Genomic DNA, 17,524 nt, shown 5'->3' with positions numbered 1-17,524 from the left:
GGACGTGACGCCGTGAGCCGCCCTCCATGCTGGTCGAGTAGCCGCTGGAGGCGGCGTATCGAGACCCGCCGGGGTCAGCGCAGCGTCCAGGCCTCGTTCATCGTCAGGGCCACGTCGATCAGCTCGACGCGCTCGAGGCCCTCGACCTCCGCGAGCGGGAACCACGCCGCGGCGTCCGTCGAGCCGTCGACCTCGTGGGTGAGCTCGCCACCGGTGACGCGGGCACGGTAGACGACACGGATCGCGTGCAGCGGGCCGGCCGCGGGGTCGCTGCGGCGGTGCGCGGGGATCACGTGCGAGTCGACGCCGATCAGGCCCTCGAGCTCGGCGTGGTAGCCGGTCTCCTCGAAGATCTCGCGGACGGCAGCGTCCGCGGGCGACTCGCCCTCGTCGATGCCGCCGCCGGGAAGCGTCCACGCCTCCCACGGTCCCTGGCTCCAGTGCGCGAGGAGCATGCGCTCGCCGTCGATGATCACGCCGTATGCGGCGACCCGGATGTCCACCTCAGCAGCCTAACCGCGGACCGGTTCGCCGCCGGACACGCGTGAGGCCCGGACCCGCAGTGCGGTGTCCGGGCCTCACGCGGCGAGTCAGGAAGCGGTCGACGCCGGCGACTGCGCGGCGCTGGCCGGCTCGTCCTCGGCGACCCACAGCTCGTCGTCGGCACGGAACGTCTGCCAGACGGCGTAGCCGATGCCGCCCACGGCGACGAGGGCGGCCCCGATCGCGAAGACCGTGCCGACCTTGTTCTTCTTCTTCGGGGGAGTGGTGAGCTCCTCCCAGCGCGCCTTCGAGATCTCGGCGAGCTTCGCGCGGTTCTTCGAGTCCTTGGCGGCCTCGAACGCGGCCGCCGCGGTCCCGCCGACAGCGGCGAAGGTCGGGAGGACCTTGTGCTTGTAGGCGTCGCGTGCGGAGGAGTACGTGCCCTCGACGGCGGAGACCCCGTTGTCGTAGACGGGCTTCACCCGGCTCGAGTAGGCGTCCTTGACGGCAGGCACGACCTCCTTCTTCGCGTACGTGGTCGCGTGGCGGCGGCTCTTCTCGAGAACGGAGGCGGCGTGCGCCAGCACCTCCTGCTGCTCACTCCAGACCGCCTCGGCGTTCTTGCGGAGGCGCTTGAGATCCTTCTTGTGCTTACGTGACAGACCCACTTGGTCCTCCATCGGCTACGAGCGGCGAACAACGGCTCAATACTGCCACTCATCACGCGGCCCGCGCATCGCGCACCCAGCGCATTGACACCCGGCGTTGCGGAGCCCTACAGAGCTGCTGTGCGAGAATCCACCCATGCCTTTGCACACCGCAGTCGCGACGTTCCACACGACCAAGGGCGACATCGTCGTCAACCTCTACGGCAACCACGCGCCGAAGACGGTCCGCAACTTCGTCGGTCTCGCGACCGGCGACATCGAATGGACCCACCCGGCGACGGGCGCGAAGACGAAGGAGCCGCTCTACAACGGCACCGTCTTCCACCGCATCATCCCCGACTTCATGCTCCAGGGCGGCGACCCGCTCGGCCAGGGCATCGGCGGCCCGGGCTACCAGTTCGACGACGAGATCAACTCCGAGCTCGACTTCACCCAGCCCTACATCCTCGCGATGGCCAACGCCGGCAAGCAGGCGGGCCGCGGCACCAACGGCTCGCAGTTCTTCATCACCGTCGCGCCGACCACCTGGCTCCAGGGCAAGCACACCATCTTCGGCGCCGTCGCCGACGACGAGTCCAAGAAGGTCGTCGACGCGCTGTCGGCCGTGGCGACCGACGGTCGCGACAAGCCCCTCGAGGACGTCGTCATCGAGAGCGTCGAGATCACCGAGGTCTGATCGCCTCACCACCACTCATCGAGGGTCGGGTCCGTCTGGGCCCGGCCCTCGTTCTCTCTCTCCCGGAGGAACGTCCGTGACCCAGGTCCCGCCGAGCAGCAGCACCTACACCTGCTACCGCCACCCCGATCGCCAGAGCTTCGTGCGCTGCCAGCGGTGCGGTCGCACGATCTGCGGCGAGTGCCAGACCCCGGCACCGGTCGGCGTCATCTGCCCCGACGACATGGCCCAGCAGCGCAGTGAGGCGCCGCGAGTGCGCGGGCCGCTCGTGTCGCGGGTGCGGGCCATGACGCGGGCGGACCAGCCGACGGTCACCTACGCGATCATCGCGCTCTGCGTCCTGGTCTGGATCCTCGAGGTGCTGCCGTTCGTCGGCGACACGGTGCTCAACGCGATCGCGTACTTCCCGGCCTACACGCTGCCCGGCTTCGGCGCCGGTTTCGAGCCGTGGCGGATGATCACCTCGATCTTCGCGCACAGCACCTCCCTCTTCTTCGTGGTGCCGTTCCACCTGCTTCTCAACATGTACACGCTGTGGGTCTTCGGCATGGCGCTCGAGCGGATGCTCGGCCGCGGACGCTACCTGACGCTGTTCCTCCTCAGCGGCTTCGCCGGCTCGGTCGGCGTCCTGCTCCTCTCCAGCCCGCTGACCCCGGTGATCGGCGCCTCGGGCGCCATCTTCGGGCTGATGGGCGCGTACCTCGTGATCCTCCGCCACCTCGGCGGTCAGGCCTCGCAGCTCCTGGTGCTGGTCGGCCTGAACCTGGTGATCGGCTTCCTGCCCGGCATGAACGTCGCGTGGCAGGCGCACGTGGGCGGCCTCGTCGCCGGCGCGCTGATCGGGCTGGTCTTCACCCGGACGCGGCAGCGCTCGCAGCGGCGCGTCCAGAACCTCCTCGTCGGTCTGATCGGCGCCGGTCTCGTCGCGATCACCGTCGGCGCGTACGTCCTGGCCTGAGCGCCCGGAGCGCGCCGAGCGACCGTCCACAGGACGCCGCGCACTGTCCACAGCTGCTCTCCACAGCTGGGGACGAAGTTATCCACAGAGTTGTTAACACTGGGGAGAACTACGCCGTTGTCATTCGGAGCCGTGACTCCGACGCCCTCGTGATCACCGATCCCGCCCCGGCCCGCCGCCGATGCGGGTCGGCACGGCCTCCGCATCCGCGGCCCCGCGCGGCCTGCGGAGTTCTCCACAGGAGTTTCAACACCTGGGGATAATTACACCCGTGTAGTTCGCCGGAGCGGGGCCGAGACGACCGTGGCGTCGCGGTCGTCGTCGAGGAGGATCGTCGGGTCGAATCCCGCGTCGGCGAAGAGCGCCGCCGTCCGCTCCGCCTGCTCGCGGCTGGTCTCGATCACGACCGCGCCGCCGTCGCCGAGCCAGGGGACGACCTCCGCCGCGATCCGCCGGTGCAGAGCGAGACCGTCGCTCCCGCCGTCGAGCGTCGACGCCGGCTCGTGCAGGCGCGCCTCGGGCGGCATCAGGGCGATCGCGGCGGTCGGCACGTAGGGCGCGTTGACGACGACGAGATCGATCCGGCCGCGCAGCTCCTCGGGCAGGGCCTCGAAGAGGTCGCCCTGGTGGACCTGGGCGAGCCCCGCCAGCGTGCGTCGCGCGCAGGCGACGGCGGCGGGGGAGAGATCGGCCGCGTGCAGTGCGAGGCCGTCGCGCTCCTCGGCCAGCGCCCGGGCGATCGCTCCGGCACCGCAGCACAGGTCGAGGACGGTCGCGGGCCCGCGTCCGTCGAGCAGCGCGAGGGCGGCGTCGACGACCGCCTCGGTGCGACGCCGGGGCACGAAGACTCCGGGGACCACCGGGATGCGCAACCCGCGGAAGGCGACCCAGCCGAGGATCTGCTCCAGCGGCTCGCCGCCCTCGCGGCGACGCAGCAGGGACTCGAGGCGATCGGCATCGGTGGCCGCACCGTGCAGGAGATCCGCCTCCTCCTCCGCGAACACGCACCCCGCCGCACGCAGGCGCGTCACGGTCGAGGCCGGGTCCGCCGACGACGGACGCCCCGTCGGCGGACCGGACGGGGCGTCGTTCATGCGCGGCTGGTCAGCGCCAGCGCGTGGTCATCAGGAAGCCGATGAAGGCGATGCCGAAGCCGATCAGGATGTTGGCGTTGCCGAGGTCCGGGACCGGGAGCGTGCCCTGGCTGACGTAGAAGACGATGATCCAGGCGAGGCCCAGCAGCATGAACCCGAACATGACGGGCTTGAACCACACCGGATTGGGTGCGTCCTCACCGGTCCGGGCCTCGTCGCGCTCGGGCTTCGGGCTCTTCGTCGCTCGTGCCATGCCTTCCACTGTACCGGGCGAGGACCGTCGACCGGGAGCGCGAGACCGGGGTGATGCCGCGGAGACGCCCGGGAGCGCCTGTGGAGAACGCGCCAGCGGGCGCCGGAGGGCCGTCTGCGGCGCGTGACCCGCGCCTAGACTCGTCGCATGACCGTCCCGTCGCACGCTGCCGCCCCGCTGCGCCCGCGCGACCGGCGACCGAGCCGCCGACCGCGCCGGCGACTGACGTTCTTCGGCGTCCTGGGCGAGCTGCTGATGACGGCGGGCGCGCTCGTCCTCCTCTATCTCGGCTGGCAGCTGTGGTGGAACGACGCGGTGATCGCCGGGCAGCAGACCTCCGAGGCCGCGGAGCTCCGTCAGAGCTGGGGCGACCCCGCTCCGGCTCCCGAGCCGTCGACGGCGCCGAGCGAGACCCCGGCCGGCTTCGGCGACCCGGTGATCGCACCGGTGTCGGCCCTCGACACCTCGTTCGGCAACCTCTACATCCCGCGCTACGGCGAGGGCTGGGTCCGCACGATCGCGGAGGGAGTGGATGCCGAGAACGTCCTCGACGAGGGCAGCATCGGCCACTACCCGGGCACGCAGATGCCCGGTGAGGCGGGGAACTTCGCCCTCGCGGCGCATCGCAGCGCCTACGGCGGAGGCATGCACCTGATCGACGAGCTCCAGCTGGGCGACGCGATCTACATCGAGACGGCGGACGGCTGGTACACCTACCGGTTCCGCAACCTCGAGTACGTGCAGCCCTCCGAGATCCAGGTGATCGATCCGGTGCCCTGGACCAGCGGCGCAACCGCCACGGACCGGCTCATCACGCTCACCAGCTGCAATCCGCTGTACTCGACCGCCGAGCGGATCATCGCCTACGGCGTCTTCGAGTCGTGGCAGCCGCGATCCGCCGGGGCGCCGGCGGAGATCGCCGGCTCACTCGCGCAGGAGGGCTGACCGTGTACGCAGCGCTGTGGCGGATCCTGCCCGGGCCCTGGTGGCTCCGGCTGCTCCTCGTGATCGTCCTGCTGGTGGCCGTGCTCGCCGCGCTGGCCGAGTGGGTCTTCCCCTGGGTGCAGTCGCTCGTGCTCGACCAGAACGTCACCGTCGGGTCGTGACGCCGGCGCGGACGCGGCCACCGCGATGACGCGCGTGCTGGTGGTCGACAACTACGACAGCTTCGTCTTCACCCTGGTCGCCTACCTCCGGGAGGCGGGAGCGGAGGTCGACGTCGTCGAGGGGGGAGAGCTGTCCCCTCGGGAGGCGATCGAGCGCGCGGCCGGGAGTGACGGGATCCTGCTGTCTCCCGGGCCGGGACGACCGGAGGACGCACCGACGTCGGCGGCGCTCGTGCGGCACGCGGTCGCCGTGGCGCAACCGCTGCTCGGGGTCTGCCTCGGCCACCAGGTGCTCGCCCACGCACTCGGCGCTCGCGTGGGCCGGGCTCCGGAGCTGCTGCACGGCCGGACCTCCTCGGTCGTGCACGACGGCGACCCGCTGTTCGCCGGGATCCCGTCGGGGTTCACGGCGATGCGCTACCACTCGCTCGCAGTCCAGCGCTCCACCCTGCCCCCGGAGCTCGCGGTCACGGCGGAGACGTCCGACGGTGTCGTGATGGCGCTGCGTCACCGCTCCGCACCCGCGGTCGGGGTCCAGTTCCACCCCGAGTCCGTCCTCACCGAGGGCGGCCGCCGGTTCCTGGCGAACTGGCTCGCCGAGGCGGAGCGGACTCCTCCGGCTCGGTGATCGGGAGACCGAGTGCGGCGGGGTGAGGACCCGTCGCAGCGACGCTTATCGCACCGTGCGGACAAACGAATTCGCGAGGTTATCGTCAGGCTATTCACGCCTGTCGGGCCGAGCAATCGCTCCGTCCGGTGGCCCCCTGATAGGGGGTGCCTCTCCCCGTCAGCGATGCTGCGATCCGCGCCACAGAAGCGCTATGAGAGCGCGTACTCCTGTCACGATCGGCGCCAGGACGGCGAACCACCCTCTGATCGATTCCGGGAGCCCCCCCAACCAGGTGGCGTGATTTGACGGAGCCCTGGCGGATGATGCGTGGCGCTCCCCAGGCATAATCGGAGGGCGCCGGTTAGGGGACCGGAGCCGTCGAATAGAGAATTCCGAGGCATCACATGGTGGAAGCGATTTCTTGGGCTTATTCCGGAATAAGGGAGCTCGAGACTCTCGGGCCGCGGATCGTGGTCAAGCCGGGAACCGTGCCGCGCATGGCCGGGTCCGGTTTCACTGCGGCGGGCATCAGCGTCGTGCTCCTGACGACCTCGCCGCTGCGCGTCCTCCGCGGCACCTGGGGTGCGGACGACACGTCCTACCTGAACTTCAGCTTCCTCATCGAGGGTGCGGTCAGGCTCGTGGGTCCGGACCGGACCGTCCTGCTCCGCCCGGGCTCGATCGCCTACCAGCCGGGCACGACCAGCTTCACCACCGAGTCGACGATGCCCGTCACCTCGCTCCAGGTCACCATCCGGGCGGACGAGATGCGCCGCTACGGCTTCGATCTCGGCGGGAACGTGCACGGGCTGGATCCGGACGCGCGGTCCACGCGTGCGGCCTTCGCCTTCACGACGGCGTTCGCGCTCGCGGCGGAGTCGGGCACCGGCCTCCCCTCCGACAGTGAGGTCGAGGGCTTCGGGCACGTCGTCAAGCAGCTGCTGGTGAGCGCGTTCCTCGCTTCGGCCGGTTCCCAGCCGGGGACGACGAGTGTTCGCGCGGCGACGCTCGGGCGGGCGCGGACCGTGATCGATCGGACCCACCGGACGCCGCGGTGCACGCCGGAGGCGGTGGCTGACGCCGTCAACGTGTCCACTCGCTCCCTGCAGCGACTGTTCGAGGACGCGGGGACGACGGTGGCGAGCGAGATCGAGCGCGCGCGCGTCGCGAGCGCGGTCGAGCTGCTGCGGCGGCGGCCGCGCGAGGTGCCGCTGGAGGCCATCGCCGCAGCGTCGGGCTTCTCCTCGGCCGATCACCTGCGCCGGGCGCTGAAGCGCCGGGAGGGGCTCACGCCCAGTGACATCCGCGGGCGGGTCGGGACACCGGTCGAGGCCGGCTCCCCGGACGACGGGATCCTGCACCTCGCGCTGCCGCTCGCGGACGCGGCGCGGCGGGCGTAGGGCGGACGGTGTCGTCCATGCGGATCGAGTAGCCCGCGCAGCGGGCGTATCGCGATCGACCAGCGGCAGAAGGACGAGTCTGCAGACCTGCCCTGCTGCCGACGGTGGGTCTCGATACGCCCCTGCGGGGCTACTCGACGAGCATGAGGGGGCGCAGCCGCGTCGCTTCCTCGACCATCGAGACGCGAAGCGGCTTCGCCGCCCGATGCGCCCCTTCGGGGGCGCGGGTCAGCCGGCGCAGAAGCCGAGCTCGATCGTCGAGCCCTGAGGGACGTCACCCGGAGCGACCGACTGTGTGGTGATCGGCGGGTTGGCCCGCACGGACTCGCAGGTCTCGTCGGGGGCCTCCTCGCCGATCAGCTGGAGCTGCTCGGAGGCGAGAGTGGCCAGGGCCGTGCTCAGCGTCTGGCCGACCAGGTCGGGCAGGGTGACCTGCCCGGAGGACACGACGAGGTCGACCTGCGTGCCCGGCTCGAGCTGCTGGCCGCCGTCCGGAGTGCTCGAGAGCACGACGTCGGCGGGAACGGTGGGGGAGTTCTGCCGGGTCTGCGATCCCTCGCTGAAGCCGGCCCCGGTGAGGGCGGCGATCGCCTCCTCGAGGGTCGACCCGGCCGTCTCGGGGACGGCGACCGGCTGCGGGCCCTGCGACACGTAGACCCGGATGACGGTCTCGGGAGCGACGATGGTGCCGGACCCGGGATCGGTGCGGATCACCTCGCCCGCCGGGACCGTGTCGTCGAACTCGGCGAGCTGGCTCGCCACCAGATCGAGCTCCGTCAGCGTCGACTGGGCGCTGTCGTAGCTGGTGCCCGTGAGCGCGGGGACCTCGCGGGACTGCGAGGGCAGCGTGGTCGTCGGCTGGAGCGTGAGCACCCAGATGACCAGCGCAGCGACGATGACGGCGAGCACGACGATCGACGACCAGATCCAGAGCACCGGCGGGCGGCGCTGCGTCCGGACGATCGAGTTGTCCTCCGCGAGCTGGCGCAGGGCGAGCTCGGAGTCGTTCATGCCGCCGCCACGCGCCGCGAAGAGCGACGTGGTCAGCTCGTCGATCGGACGGTGGTCGGGGAGGCGGCCGGCGGCGGCGTCGCGCAGGTCGTCGCGGAACTCGGCGGCGCCCTGGAAGCGCTCGTAGCGGTCCTTCGACAGCGCCCGGGCGACCACGCCGTCGAGGGCGGGAGAGACGGCGGGATTGATCGAGCTCGGGGCCGGCGGGGTCTCGCTGACGTGCTGGTAGGCGACCGCCACAGGGGTGTCGCCGCGGAACGGGGCGCGGCCGGTGAGCAGCTCGAAGAGGACGATGCCGGCGGAGTAGAGGTCGCTGCGCGCGTCGACCTGCTCGCCCTTCGCCTGCTCCGGCGAGAAGTAGGCGGCGGTGCCGAGGATCGCGGTCGTCTGCGCGACGGTCGCGGCGGAGTCGGAGACGGCGCGGGCGATCCCGAAGTCCATGACCTTCACCTGGCCCGAGGGGGTCAGCATGATGTTGCCGGGCTTGATGTCGCGGTGGACCACGCCCGCGCGGTGCGAGTACTCGAGCGCGGTGAGGATGCCCTCCGTGATGCGGACGGCCTCGTCGACGTCGACGGGACCCTCGGCGATGACGTCCTTGAGCAGGCGCCCCTCGATGTGCTCCATCACGATGAACGGACGGCGCGACTCCGCGCCGTTGTCGTCGAGGGAGACCTCCTCGCCGGCGTCGAAGACGCGGACGATGGTCGGGTGCGACATCCGCGAGGCGGACTGCGCCTCCTGTCGGAAGCGCAGGCGGAAGGCCGAGTCGGACGACAGCGAGAGCTTGAGCTCCTTGATCGCGACCGTGCGGCCCAGGCGGGTGTCGGTGCCGAGGTAGACCTCGGACATCCCGCCGCGACCGAGCCGGGGCCCGACCTGATACCGTCCTGCGATCAGGCGTCCCTCATCCGTCACGCGCACGCTCCCGCCCTGTACTTCCGTGTGGCACGGCCCCCGGGGAGCCACGGCAAGTGTACCCGGGCGCCTCCTGGCAGCCCGGCGCACAGCGTCGGGCACTCACCGCGTCGCTCGATGAGCCGCGCGCGCGGACCCTTCCGAGACCGACGTCGTGCGACAGCGCTTCGCGACACATTCGCTCATTCCGTTGACGAGGAGCTGCGGGGAGCAAATGGTGAGTCTCCCTCATGATGCGACGGGCTCGCCGAGCGGCTCGTCGTTCGTCAGACCGACATCGATCGAAGGAGTCCCATGTCCTCGTCCTCTCGTCTCTCCGCGGATCGCCTCGCAGTCGTCGCGCTACTGCTCGTGGTCCTCACCATCGGAGTGGTGCTCGCCGTAGGAACAGAGCTGCCCGCTCCGGCGCGGATCAGCATCGCTGCCGTCTCGGGGGTGATCGCTGCGGTGGTCACTCGTGCCCTGGTCCGCCGTCGGGACAGTCGCAGCCGCTGAAAGCGAGGAGCCCGCCCTCCGGTGCCGCGGTCGCGGTCGGAGGGCGGGCTCGTTCGAGCGGGGAGGGTCAGCGCTCGTCGGGCGCGTTCGTCGCCGGCGCCGACGAGGTCGGGCTCGACGTCGGCGTGGGGGTCTGCGTCGGGGTGGGGGCCACGACGGGGACCGAGAGGGTCGGCGAGGCGGGCGACTCGGGCTCGCCGCAGAGCACCGTGTAGGTGATGTCGATCTGGCCGGCGGACGCTCCGGCCTGGATCGTCGCGGTGGTCGAGGTCGACGGGTTGGTGCTCGTCACGGTCGCGCCCTCGCCGGCGACGGTCACCCGGTAACCGGTCACGGAGGTTCCGCTCGGGCACTGGTTGTAGTTGCTCCATGTGACGTTGAAGGTGTCTCCGGGCTCGACGCTCGACGCGGCGGGAGTGACCGTCGGGACGGCGGTCGGCGCACCCGGGACGGCGACCTCGGTGTAGGTCGTGACGACGATCGTGGTGCCCTTGATCACATTGGCGGTCGGGTTGACCTCCTCGACCGTGCCGACCTGGTCGGAGCTCGGAGCGCTCGAGCCCTCCTCGCGCTGGACACCCATGCCGAGGTCCGTGAGCTCGGCCTCGACCTCGTCGAACGGGCGGCCCACGTAGTCGGACGAGTTGATCACGACGATGTTCGAGCTCGGCGTGGCCGACGGGGTCTGCGACGGCGTCGGCGTCTGCGACGGGGTCTGGGATGGCGCAGTCGCGGTCGGCGTCGGGTCGGCCTGAGTGCTGCCGTTGGTGGTCAGGGCGAAGATCGTGCCGCCGATCACGACGGCGAGGATCACGATCAGGGCGACGAGCGGCCAGGTCCAGGGGCTGCGCTTGCGCGGCTCCTCGGCTGCGACGGGGGCGTCGACGGCACCGGTCGGCGGGTTCGCCGCGAAGGCGGTCGTCGCTCCGGCGCCGAGGATCGTCGTGGCCTGGGTCGCGTTGCCCGCCGCGGAGGGCAGGACGGTGGTGGCCTGCGTGCTCGGCAGGTCTGCGGCGACCGCGGGCACTGCGAGTGCGGCGCCGCGCACGTCGCCCGAGCGCAGCGCCTGCGCCGCACGGGCGAGATGGGCGGCGGTCGCCGGACGGTCGACCGGCTTCTTGGCGATGCAGGAGTAGACCAGATTGCGCACCGGCTCGGCGACCGTGACCGGCAGCTCGGGCGGGGTGTCGTTGATCTGGGCCATCGCGATGGCCACCTGCGACTCGCCGGTGAACGGGCGGCGGCCGGCCAGGCACTCGTACGCGACGATGCCCAGCGAGTAGATGTCCGTGGCGGGGGAGGCGGGCTGGCCGCTCGCCTGCTCCGGGGAGAGGTACTGCACCGTGCCCATGACCTGGCCGGTCGCGGTGAGCGGGACCTGGTCGGCGATGCGGGCGATGCCGAAGTCGGTGATCTTGACGCGGCCGTCCGGCGTGATCAGGAGATTGCCGGGCTTCACGTCGCGGTGCACCAGTCCGGCGGCGTGCGCTGCATGCAGGGCCAGCGCGGTCTGCGCGACGATGTCGAGCACCTTGTCGGTCGACAGCACCCGCTCGCGCTCGAGGACCGTGGAGAGCGCCTCGCCGGGCACCAGCTCCATCACGAGGTAGGCGGAGCCGTCCTCCTCGCCGTAGTCGTAGACGTTGGCGATGCCCTCGTGGTTGACGAGGGCGGCGTGCCGGGCCTCGGCGCGGAAGCGCTCGAGGAACCCGGGGTCGCCGAGGTACTCGTCCTTGAGGATCTTGATCGCGATGGTGCGGCCGATGACGAGATCCGTCGCCTGCCACACCTCTCCCATGCCGCCGATGGCGATCCGGGACTGCAGTTCGTAGCGTCCCCCGAAGGTGAGGCCTGATGTGGGTCTCATTTGTTCAGCACCGCCTCTAGTACCTGTTGTGCGATGGGTGCGGCGATCAGGTTGCCGTACCCGGTCTGGCCGAGCCCCCCGCCGTCCTCCACGAGGACGGTGATGGCGTACTGCGGATCGTCCGCAGGAGCGAATCCGGTGAACCAGAGGGTGTACGGGTCGTCCCCGCCGTTCTCAGCGGTGCCGGTCTTACCGGCCACCGTGACGCCACCTATTGTTGCATTCGTCGCCGCGCCGCCCTGGACGCTGGCGACCATCATGGCCTTCACGGCGTCCGCGGTCTCGGTGCTCACGGCCCGTCCGAGCGGCTTCTCCTCGAAGCGCTGCAGCACGCTGAGATCCTGCGACCGGATGACGTCGACGAGGTTCGGCTGCATCACCTCGCCGCCGTTCGCGATGGCAGCGGAGACCATCGCGATCTGCAGCGGGGTCGCCCGGACCTCGAACTGGCCGAAGGCGGTCAGCGCCGTCTGCGCGTCGTCCGTGGTCTGCGGATAGGTGCTCGCCTCGACCGACATCGGGATCTCGAGCTCGGTGTCGAAGCCGAACTTCTCGGCCTGCGCGCGGATCGCGGGAGCGCCGAGCTGCACGCCCATCTCGGCCATCGGCACGTTGCAGGAGAGCGAGACCGCCGTGGCGAGCGTCACCGTGTCTCCGGAGCCGCACAGGCCGCCGCCGGAGTTGGTCACCTGCGAGCTCGAGCCCGGCAGCGTGTACGCCTGGACGTTCGGGAAGCTGGAGTCGGGCGTGAACCGGCCGGACTCCAGGGCGGCGGAGGCGACGACGAGCTTGAAGACGGAGCCGGGCGGGTTGAGCGAGCCGCCGATGGCGCGGTTCACGAGCGGCTCGGCCGGGTCGTCGTTGAGCGCCCGGTACGCCGCGAGGACGTCGTCGGTGTCGTGCGAGGCGAGCGCGGTCGGGTCGAAGGTGGGCTTGGAGACCATGGCGAGGATGCGGCCGGTAGCGGGCTCGGTGACGACGACCGCTCCGGTGTAGTCGCCGAGCGCGTCGAACGCGGCCTGCTGCGCGACGGGGTCGATGGAGAGCTCGACCGAGGCGCCCTCGGGGTCCTGGCCGGTGACGAGGTTGTTGATCTCGTCGAAGAACTGCGAGTTCGAGGTGCCGGAGAGGTAGTCGTTGAGCGAGCGCTCGATGCCGGTCGTGCCCTGGTTGAGCGTGAAGTAGCCGGTGACGGCCGAGTAGAGCGGGCCGTTCGCGTACTGGCGCTGGAACTTGTAGATGTCGTCGGACGACGTCGACGAGGCGATCGGCTCCCCGTCGGCGAGGATGACGCCGCGCTCCGTCGAGAAGCTCTCGTAGAGCGTCCGGGTGTTCCGGGAGTCCTCGGAGAGGGTGTCGGCCTGGAGGACCTGGATGGTGGAGGTGGACACGAAGAGCGCCACGAACATCGCCAGGACGACGAAGCTCACGCGCTTGAGTTCTCGGTTCATCGGGGAGTCACACCACCAGACGCGGCTGATTGCGCACTGTGTCGGACAGGCGGAGGAGGACGGCGACGATCATCCAGTTCGCGACGAGCGACGAGCCGCCCGCGGCGAGGAACGGCGTGGTGAGGCCGGTCAGCGGGATGACGCGGGTGACGCCGCCGATGACGATGAAGCACTGCAGGGCGATCACGAAGGAGAGCCCGACGCCCAGGAGGCGGCCGAAGTCGTCCTGACCGGCGAAGCCGATCCGGAACCCGCGCGAGACGAGCAGGAGGTAGAGGCCGAAGATCGCGAACAGGCCGGCGAGGCCCAGCTCCTCGCCCAGGCTCGCGATGATGTAGTCCGACTGCGGGACGGGGGTGATGTCGGGCATCCCCTGACCGAGGCCGGTGCCGAGCAGGCCGCCGTGCGCGAGGCCGAACAGGCCCTGCACGAGCTGGTAGCTGCCGCCGGGGTCGGCGCCGTAGCGCTCCGAGCTGAAGGCGTCGAGCCAGTTCGCGAAGCGGTTGCCGACGTAGCCGAGGGTCTGGCTGGCGAGGATCGCGCCGCCGAGGAAGAGGCCGACGCCGATCAGCACCCAGCTGGTGCGGCCGGTCGCCACGTAGAGCATGACGAGGAAGAGGCCGAAGTAGAGCAGCGCTGTGCCGAGGTCGCGCTGGAAGACGATGACGCCCATCGTGACGGCCCAGACCACGAGGATCGGGCCGAGGTCGCGCAGCCGCGGGAAGCGCACCTTGAGGAACGTCCTGCCGACCATCGAGAGCGAGTCGCGGTTGCGGACGAGGTAGCCGGCGAAGAAGACCGCGAGCGCGATCTTGGCGATCTCGCCGGGCTGGAAGCTGAAGAAGTCGCCGATGCCGATCCAGACGCGCGCACCGCTGACCTCGCGGCCGATGAACGGCAGGAGGGGGAGCAGGAGCAGCACGATCGCCGCGAATCCGGCGACGTAGGTGTAGCGGAAGAGGATGCGGTGATTGCGGATCACCAGCAGGACGACGATCGCGGCGACGATCGCGAGGCCGCTCCAGATGATCTGCCGGACGGCCACCGACTCCCAGCCGGTCGCACCGTCGGCGATGTCGATCCGGTAGATCTCGGCCACGCCGAGCCCGTTGAGGACGGTGGCGATCGGGAGGAGGAACGGATCGGCCTCGGGCGCCGCGAAGCGCAGCACCACGTGCACGACCAGCACGAGACCGGAGAGGCCCGCGCCGAGGGACACGAGGGTGGTGTCGACCGCGCCGAGGGCGCCGAGCTGGACCAGCACGATCGCCGACGCGTCGATGAGGCATGCGCCGATGAGCAGGAGCAGCTCGAGGTTGCGCAGGCGCTGGCGGAGGAAGCGCGGGCGCTCGCGGGTCACGGGAGGAGTGGCGGTGACGGTCACGGTGCTCCGTTCGCGTCCGTCAGGCGCTCGACGATGTCGACCGCGCCGGCGTAGGAGTCGGCGCTGATCGTCTGCTCGAGCTGCTCGACGTCGTAGTCGCGGAGGGAGTCGAGGGGGATCCCCGTGTCCTCCTTCACTCCGGAGAGCGAGAGCGGGCCGACGGACTGCTGGATGCCCTGGTAGATGATCACGTTCTGGCCGTCGGTGCCGACGTAGAACCGGGACTGCGTCCAGTCGTAGGCGAGCAGGACGCCGAGGAAACCGGCGATCAGCACGAGCGAGAGGCCGACCAGCCAGGTGATCCGGCGGCGCAGGTGCCGGCGGCGGTCCTCCTCGATCAGCTCGTCGAGGTAGTCCTCGGACGCGGGCTCGAAGTGGGTCGGGCCCTGGGCGGCCGGGGCGCGGGTGTGCAGGCGGAGGCCGGGGATGCGGATCCGGTTCTGCGAGTCGTCGGTGCTGATCGGCGTGGGGGCCGCGGCGGAGCCGACGATCACGGGCTCGGCGGTGGGCGCGAGGATCTGCGCGGTGTCGCCGGCCCCCGGGACGTCGAGGATGACGACCGTCACGTTGTCCGGCGCGCCGTGGGAGAGGCTGTCGCGGATCAGGCGGTCGGCGACCTGCTGCGCCGTCTCGTCGCGGGACAGCTCCTTCTGGATCTCGTCGTGCGGGACGACGCCGGAGAGGCCGTCGGAGCAGATCAGCCAGCGGTCGTTCGGCTCGGTCTCGAGGGTGAGGGTGTCGATCTCGGGGTTCGTGTGCACGTCGCCGAGGACCCGCATGAGGACGGAGCGGCGCGGGTGCGTCATCGCCTCCTCCTCGGTGATGCGGCCGGAGTCGACGAGGCGCTGGACGAACGTGTGGTCGGTGGTGACCTGCTCGAGCTTGCCGTCGCGCAGCACGTAGATCCGGGAGTCGCCGATGTGCGCGATGGCCACCGACTCGCCCACGCGCACGATCGCGCTGACGGTGGTGCCCATGCCGGTCAGTTCGGGGTGGTCGACGACGGCGTCGGCCAGCATCGTGTTGGCGGCGAGGAGCGTGCGCTTGAGCTCGTCCTCCGCCTCGTAGGTGGAGGCGTAGGTGCGGTCGGCCTGCGCGATGCGCTTGATCGCGATGGAGGAGGCGACGTCGCCGCCCGCGTGCCCGCCCATCCCGTCGGCGACGACGAAGAGCTGCCGGCCCGCGTAGCCGGAGTCCTGGTTGTTGGAGCGGATGCGGCCGACGTGCGAGACGGCGGCGCTCTCGCGCGTGACGCCCGTCTCCGCGGCGCTGTCGGGTGTGACTGCCACGCGCTACGACCGCCGCAGCTCGAAGGTCGTCGTGCCGACCTTGACCGGGGTGTTCAGCGGCACCTTGGTGGGGGCGCCGACCCGGCGGCCGTCGAGGAAGGTGCCGTTCGTGGAGTCGAGGTCCTGGATCATCCACTCGTCGTTCCAGATCAGGAGGCGCGCGTGGTGGGTCGAGGTGTAGTCGTCGCGGATCACGAGCGCCGACTCCGAGGAGCGGCCGATCGTGAGCGGCTCGCCGTTGAGCTCGAGCTCGGTGCCGCGCTTGGGGCCCGAGGTGATGACGAGCCGCTGCGCGGTGTGCACTGTCGCGACGCCGCCGGAGTCGGTGCGCTCCTCGCGGGGGCGCCGCGCGGAGGGGGCGGACGGTGCCGGCGCGGCGGCAGGGGCGGCCGCGGCGGCCACGACGGGCTGGGCCGCGGTGACGAACGGCGCGGAGTCCTGCCCGGCGGCCGGCTGCTGGCCGGCGGGCAGCTTGCGCACCCGCTGGCCGAACAGGTCGGAGCGCAGCGCGTAGACGATGCCGAACACGAAGAACCACAGCAGCGCGAGGAACGCGATGCGCAGGAGGAAGAGAGTGAGCTCGCTCATAGCCGGTCGTCCCAGAATCCCTCGGAGGAGCGCCCGGACGGACCGGACGGCGAGCGGTCGGCGCGCGCGGGTGCGGCGCCCTGGACGACGCGGAAGACGATCCGCGTGCGTCCGATCGAGATGGTCTGCCCGGGCGAGAGCGGCGCCTGGGTGACGGGCTTGCCGTCGAGCTTCGATCCGTTGGTGGAGCCGAGGTCGTGGACCTGGGCGCGGACGCCGTCCCAGAGGATCTCGACGTGCTTGCGCGAGGTGCCGGAGTCGTCGACCGTGATGTCGGCGTCGCTGCCGCGCCCGATGACCGTCCTGGACTTCGTGATCGGGTAGCGCTTGCCGTCGATCTCGAGCGCGGGCGTGGAGGCGACGACGCCCTTGACGCTGCGGGAGTCGACCTCGACCATCCCGGCGCTGAGCGACTCGTCGGCCGCGAGCGAGATGTCGATCGGCCCGGAGAAGCGGAAGCCCTGCTTCTTGGCGTGCTCGGTGGCGACCGTGGTGAGCTCGTCGATGAGCGTCGGGCCCATCCGCTCCATCCGGTCGAGGTCGGCGGCGGACATGCGCAGGGTCAGCTGGTTGGGCACGAGGATGCGGTCGCGGGTGACCACCGCCGCCGTGGTGTCGAGCTCGCGGCGGAGAGCGGAGGCGAGCTCGACCGGCTGCAGACCCGACTTGAAGGTCCGAGCGAAAGCGCCGTTGACGACGCGCTCGAGTCCCTTCTCGAAGTTGTCCAGAATGCCCACAGTCTTCCGATCTTCCGTTTCTTCGCCTCTCGGCGGTCGCGTGCGGATCGAGGTGTCTGCGCGCCCGGTCCGCTTCCGATCTCCTGTCTGCGCCGCGCACGGCTACGGGCATGTTACTGGGATGCTCTGGATACGGCCTCCCCGAGGGGGATTCGGGGTGCTGACGACGCCGGACCGCGAGGTGGCCTCCGGCTCACGGAACCGCGTCCGGCACGCCCGGATCGGCCGATCCCGCGAGCCGGGGACGGTTCTGCGCGTCCGGGACGGCGTGCGACGACCGTCGTGGCCGGTCGCGGTTTCTGCTCTCGGCCGCGGGGTGCTAGTCTTTCTCGTCGGTGCTTCGGTGCCGTTGGTGAGCGCGAGTGGCGGAATAGGCAGACGCGCACGGTTCAGGTCCGTGTGCCCGAAAGGGCGTGGGGGTTCAACTCCCCCCTCGCGCACCAGAGAGACAGTCCCCGATCGGAATCCGATCGGGGGCTTCGTCGTTTCAACGCGCTGCGTCGTTCCGGAGCCCGGTTCTCTCCGGCCTCCTGAAG

17 protein-coding genes and 1 tRNA gene are annotated in these 17,524 nt (G+C 70.8%); 7 read left to right on the top strand and 11 right to left on the bottom strand.

Annotated features, from left to right (window positions below; genetic code table 11):
* Positions 1 to 74: 74 nt before the first annotated feature.
* Entirely contained in the window at positions 75 to 503 is a 429-nt protein-coding gene (locus HRK28_RS14805; protein WP_160086125.1) for an NUDIX hydrolase, read from the bottom strand.
* An 87-nt stretch (positions 504 to 590) separates the two neighbouring features.
* Entirely contained in the window at positions 591 to 1,151 is a 561-nt protein-coding gene (locus tag HRK28_RS14800) for a hypothetical protein (RefSeq protein WP_160086123.1), read from the bottom strand.
* Between the two features lie 136 nt (positions 1,152 to 1,287).
* On the opposite strand from HRK28_RS14800, the gene HRK28_RS14795 reads away from it, so the two are divergent.
* A complete protein-coding gene (locus tag HRK28_RS14795; RefSeq protein WP_123447250.1) occupies positions 1,288 to 1,827 on the top strand; it encodes a peptidylprolyl isomerase in 540 nt (179 codons plus the stop codon).
* 76 nt (positions 1,828 to 1,903) lie between these two features.
* Positions 1,904 to 2,785: a rhomboid family intramembrane serine protease gene (locus HRK28_RS14790; protein WP_173252158.1), complete on the top strand. Its 882-nt coding sequence runs from the start codon at positions 1,904 to 1,906 to the stop codon at positions 2,783 to 2,785.
* 263 nt (positions 2,786 to 3,048) lie between these two features.
* Here the strand turns inward: HRK28_RS14790 and HRK28_RS14785 are convergent, their stop codons facing one another.
* Both HRK28_RS14785 and HRK28_RS14780 read right to left on the bottom strand, forming a co-directional pair.
* Positions 3,049 to 3,879: a putative protein N(5)-glutamine methyltransferase gene (locus HRK28_RS14785; protein ID WP_173252157.1), complete on the bottom strand. Its 831-nt coding sequence runs from the start codon at positions 3,877 to 3,879 to the stop codon at positions 3,049 to 3,051.
* 10 nt (positions 3,880 to 3,889) lie between these two features.
* Positions 3,890 to 4,132 carry a cell division protein CrgA gene (locus HRK28_RS14780; protein ID WP_123447247.1) on the bottom strand — a complete coding sequence of 81 codons (243 nt, stop codon included), beginning with the start codon at positions 4,130 to 4,132 and terminating at the stop codon, positions 3,890 to 3,892.
* Between the two features lie 147 nt (positions 4,133 to 4,279).
* Between HRK28_RS14780 and HRK28_RS14775 the strand changes: the two genes are divergently transcribed.
* The 4 genes from HRK28_RS14775 (at position 4,280) to HRK28_RS14760 (ending at position 7,248) form a co-directional block, all read left to right on the top strand.
* Positions 4,280 to 5,077, top strand: coding sequence for a class E sortase (locus HRK28_RS14775; protein ID WP_173252156.1), 798 nt, complete (start codon positions 4,280 to 4,282; stop codon positions 5,075 to 5,077).
* A gap of 2 nt (positions 5,078 to 5,079) precedes the next feature.
* Positions 5,080 to 5,238: a hypothetical protein gene (locus tag HRK28_RS14770; protein ID WP_167306035.1), complete on the top strand. Its 159-nt coding sequence runs from the start codon at positions 5,080 to 5,082 to the stop codon at positions 5,236 to 5,238.
* Between the two features lie 25 nt (positions 5,239 to 5,263).
* Positions 5,264 to 5,866 (top strand): aminodeoxychorismate/anthranilate synthase component II, encoded by a 603-nt coding sequence (locus HRK28_RS14765; RefSeq protein WP_173252155.1) that lies wholly within the window; start codon positions 5,264 to 5,266, stop codon positions 5,864 to 5,866.
* 479 nt (positions 5,867 to 6,345) lie between these two features.
* Complete coding sequence (locus HRK28_RS14760; protein WP_173252154.1) at positions 6,346 to 7,248, top strand: helix-turn-helix domain-containing protein; 903 nt, start codon at positions 6,346 to 6,348, stop codon at positions 7,246 to 7,248.
* Positions 7,249 to 7,476: 228 nt separating this feature from the next.
* On the opposite strand, the gene pknB is transcribed toward HRK28_RS14760, so the two are convergent.
* The 7 genes from pknB to HRK28_RS14720 all read right to left on the bottom strand — a co-directional run bounded on the left by pknB (position 7,477) and on the right by HRK28_RS14720 (position 16,988).
* The gene (gene pknB / locus HRK28_RS14755; protein ID WP_173252391.1) at positions 7,477 to 9,177 is read right to left on the bottom strand and encodes a Stk1 family PASTA domain-containing Ser/Thr kinase; all 1,701 of its coding nucleotides are present in this window, start codon (positions 9,175 to 9,177) and stop codon (positions 7,477 to 7,479) included.
* Between the two features lie 562 nt (positions 9,178 to 9,739).
* On the bottom strand, positions 9,740 to 11,539 hold the full coding sequence (locus tag HRK28_RS14745) for a protein kinase (RefSeq protein WP_173252152.1): 1,800 nt from the start codon (positions 11,537 to 11,539) through the stop codon (positions 9,740 to 9,742).
* On the bottom strand, positions 11,536 to 12,990 hold the full coding sequence (locus HRK28_RS14740; protein ID WP_160086109.1) for a penicillin-binding protein 2: 1,455 nt from the start codon (positions 12,988 to 12,990) through the stop codon (positions 11,536 to 11,538). Before HRK28_RS14740 ends, HRK28_RS14745 begins: the two co-directional genes overlap by 4 nt.
* A 7-nt stretch (positions 12,991 to 12,997) precedes the next feature.
* A complete protein-coding gene (locus tag HRK28_RS14735) occupies positions 12,998 to 14,374 on the bottom strand; it encodes an FtsW/RodA/SpoVE family cell cycle protein (protein WP_173252151.1) in 1,377 nt (458 codons plus the stop codon).
* A complete protein-coding gene (locus HRK28_RS14730) occupies positions 14,371 to 15,663 on the bottom strand; it encodes a Stp1/IreP family PP2C-type Ser/Thr phosphatase (protein ID WP_160086105.1) in 1,293 nt (430 codons plus the stop codon). Before HRK28_RS14730 ends, HRK28_RS14735 begins: the two co-directional genes overlap by 4 nt.
* A gap of 3 nt (positions 15,664 to 15,666) precedes the next feature.
* Positions 15,667 to 16,251, bottom strand: coding sequence for an FHA domain-containing protein (locus tag HRK28_RS14725; RefSeq protein WP_160086103.1), 585 nt, complete (start codon positions 16,249 to 16,251; stop codon positions 15,667 to 15,669).
* Complete coding sequence (locus HRK28_RS14720) at positions 16,248 to 16,988, bottom strand: DUF3662 and FHA domain-containing protein (RefSeq protein WP_123447236.1); 741 nt, start codon at positions 16,986 to 16,988, stop codon at positions 16,248 to 16,250. The genes HRK28_RS14725 and HRK28_RS14720 overlap by 4 nt, the downstream gene beginning before the upstream one ends.
* Before the next feature lie 356 nt (positions 16,989 to 17,344).
* Here HRK28_RS14720 and HRK28_RS14715 point away from each other — a divergent pair.
* Positions 17,345 to 17,431, top strand: a tRNA-Leu gene (locus tag HRK28_RS14715).
* Positions 17,432 to 17,524: the final 93 nt, after the last annotated feature.

The organism is Rathayibacter sp. VKM Ac-2835 (assembly GCF_013266705.1).
GTDB lineage: Bacteria > Actinomycetota > Actinomycetes > Actinomycetales > Microbacteriaceae > Rathayibacter.
The sequence above is the reverse complement of the archived record's forward strand: the minus strand, read 5'-3'. Positions and strand labels throughout refer to the sequence as shown.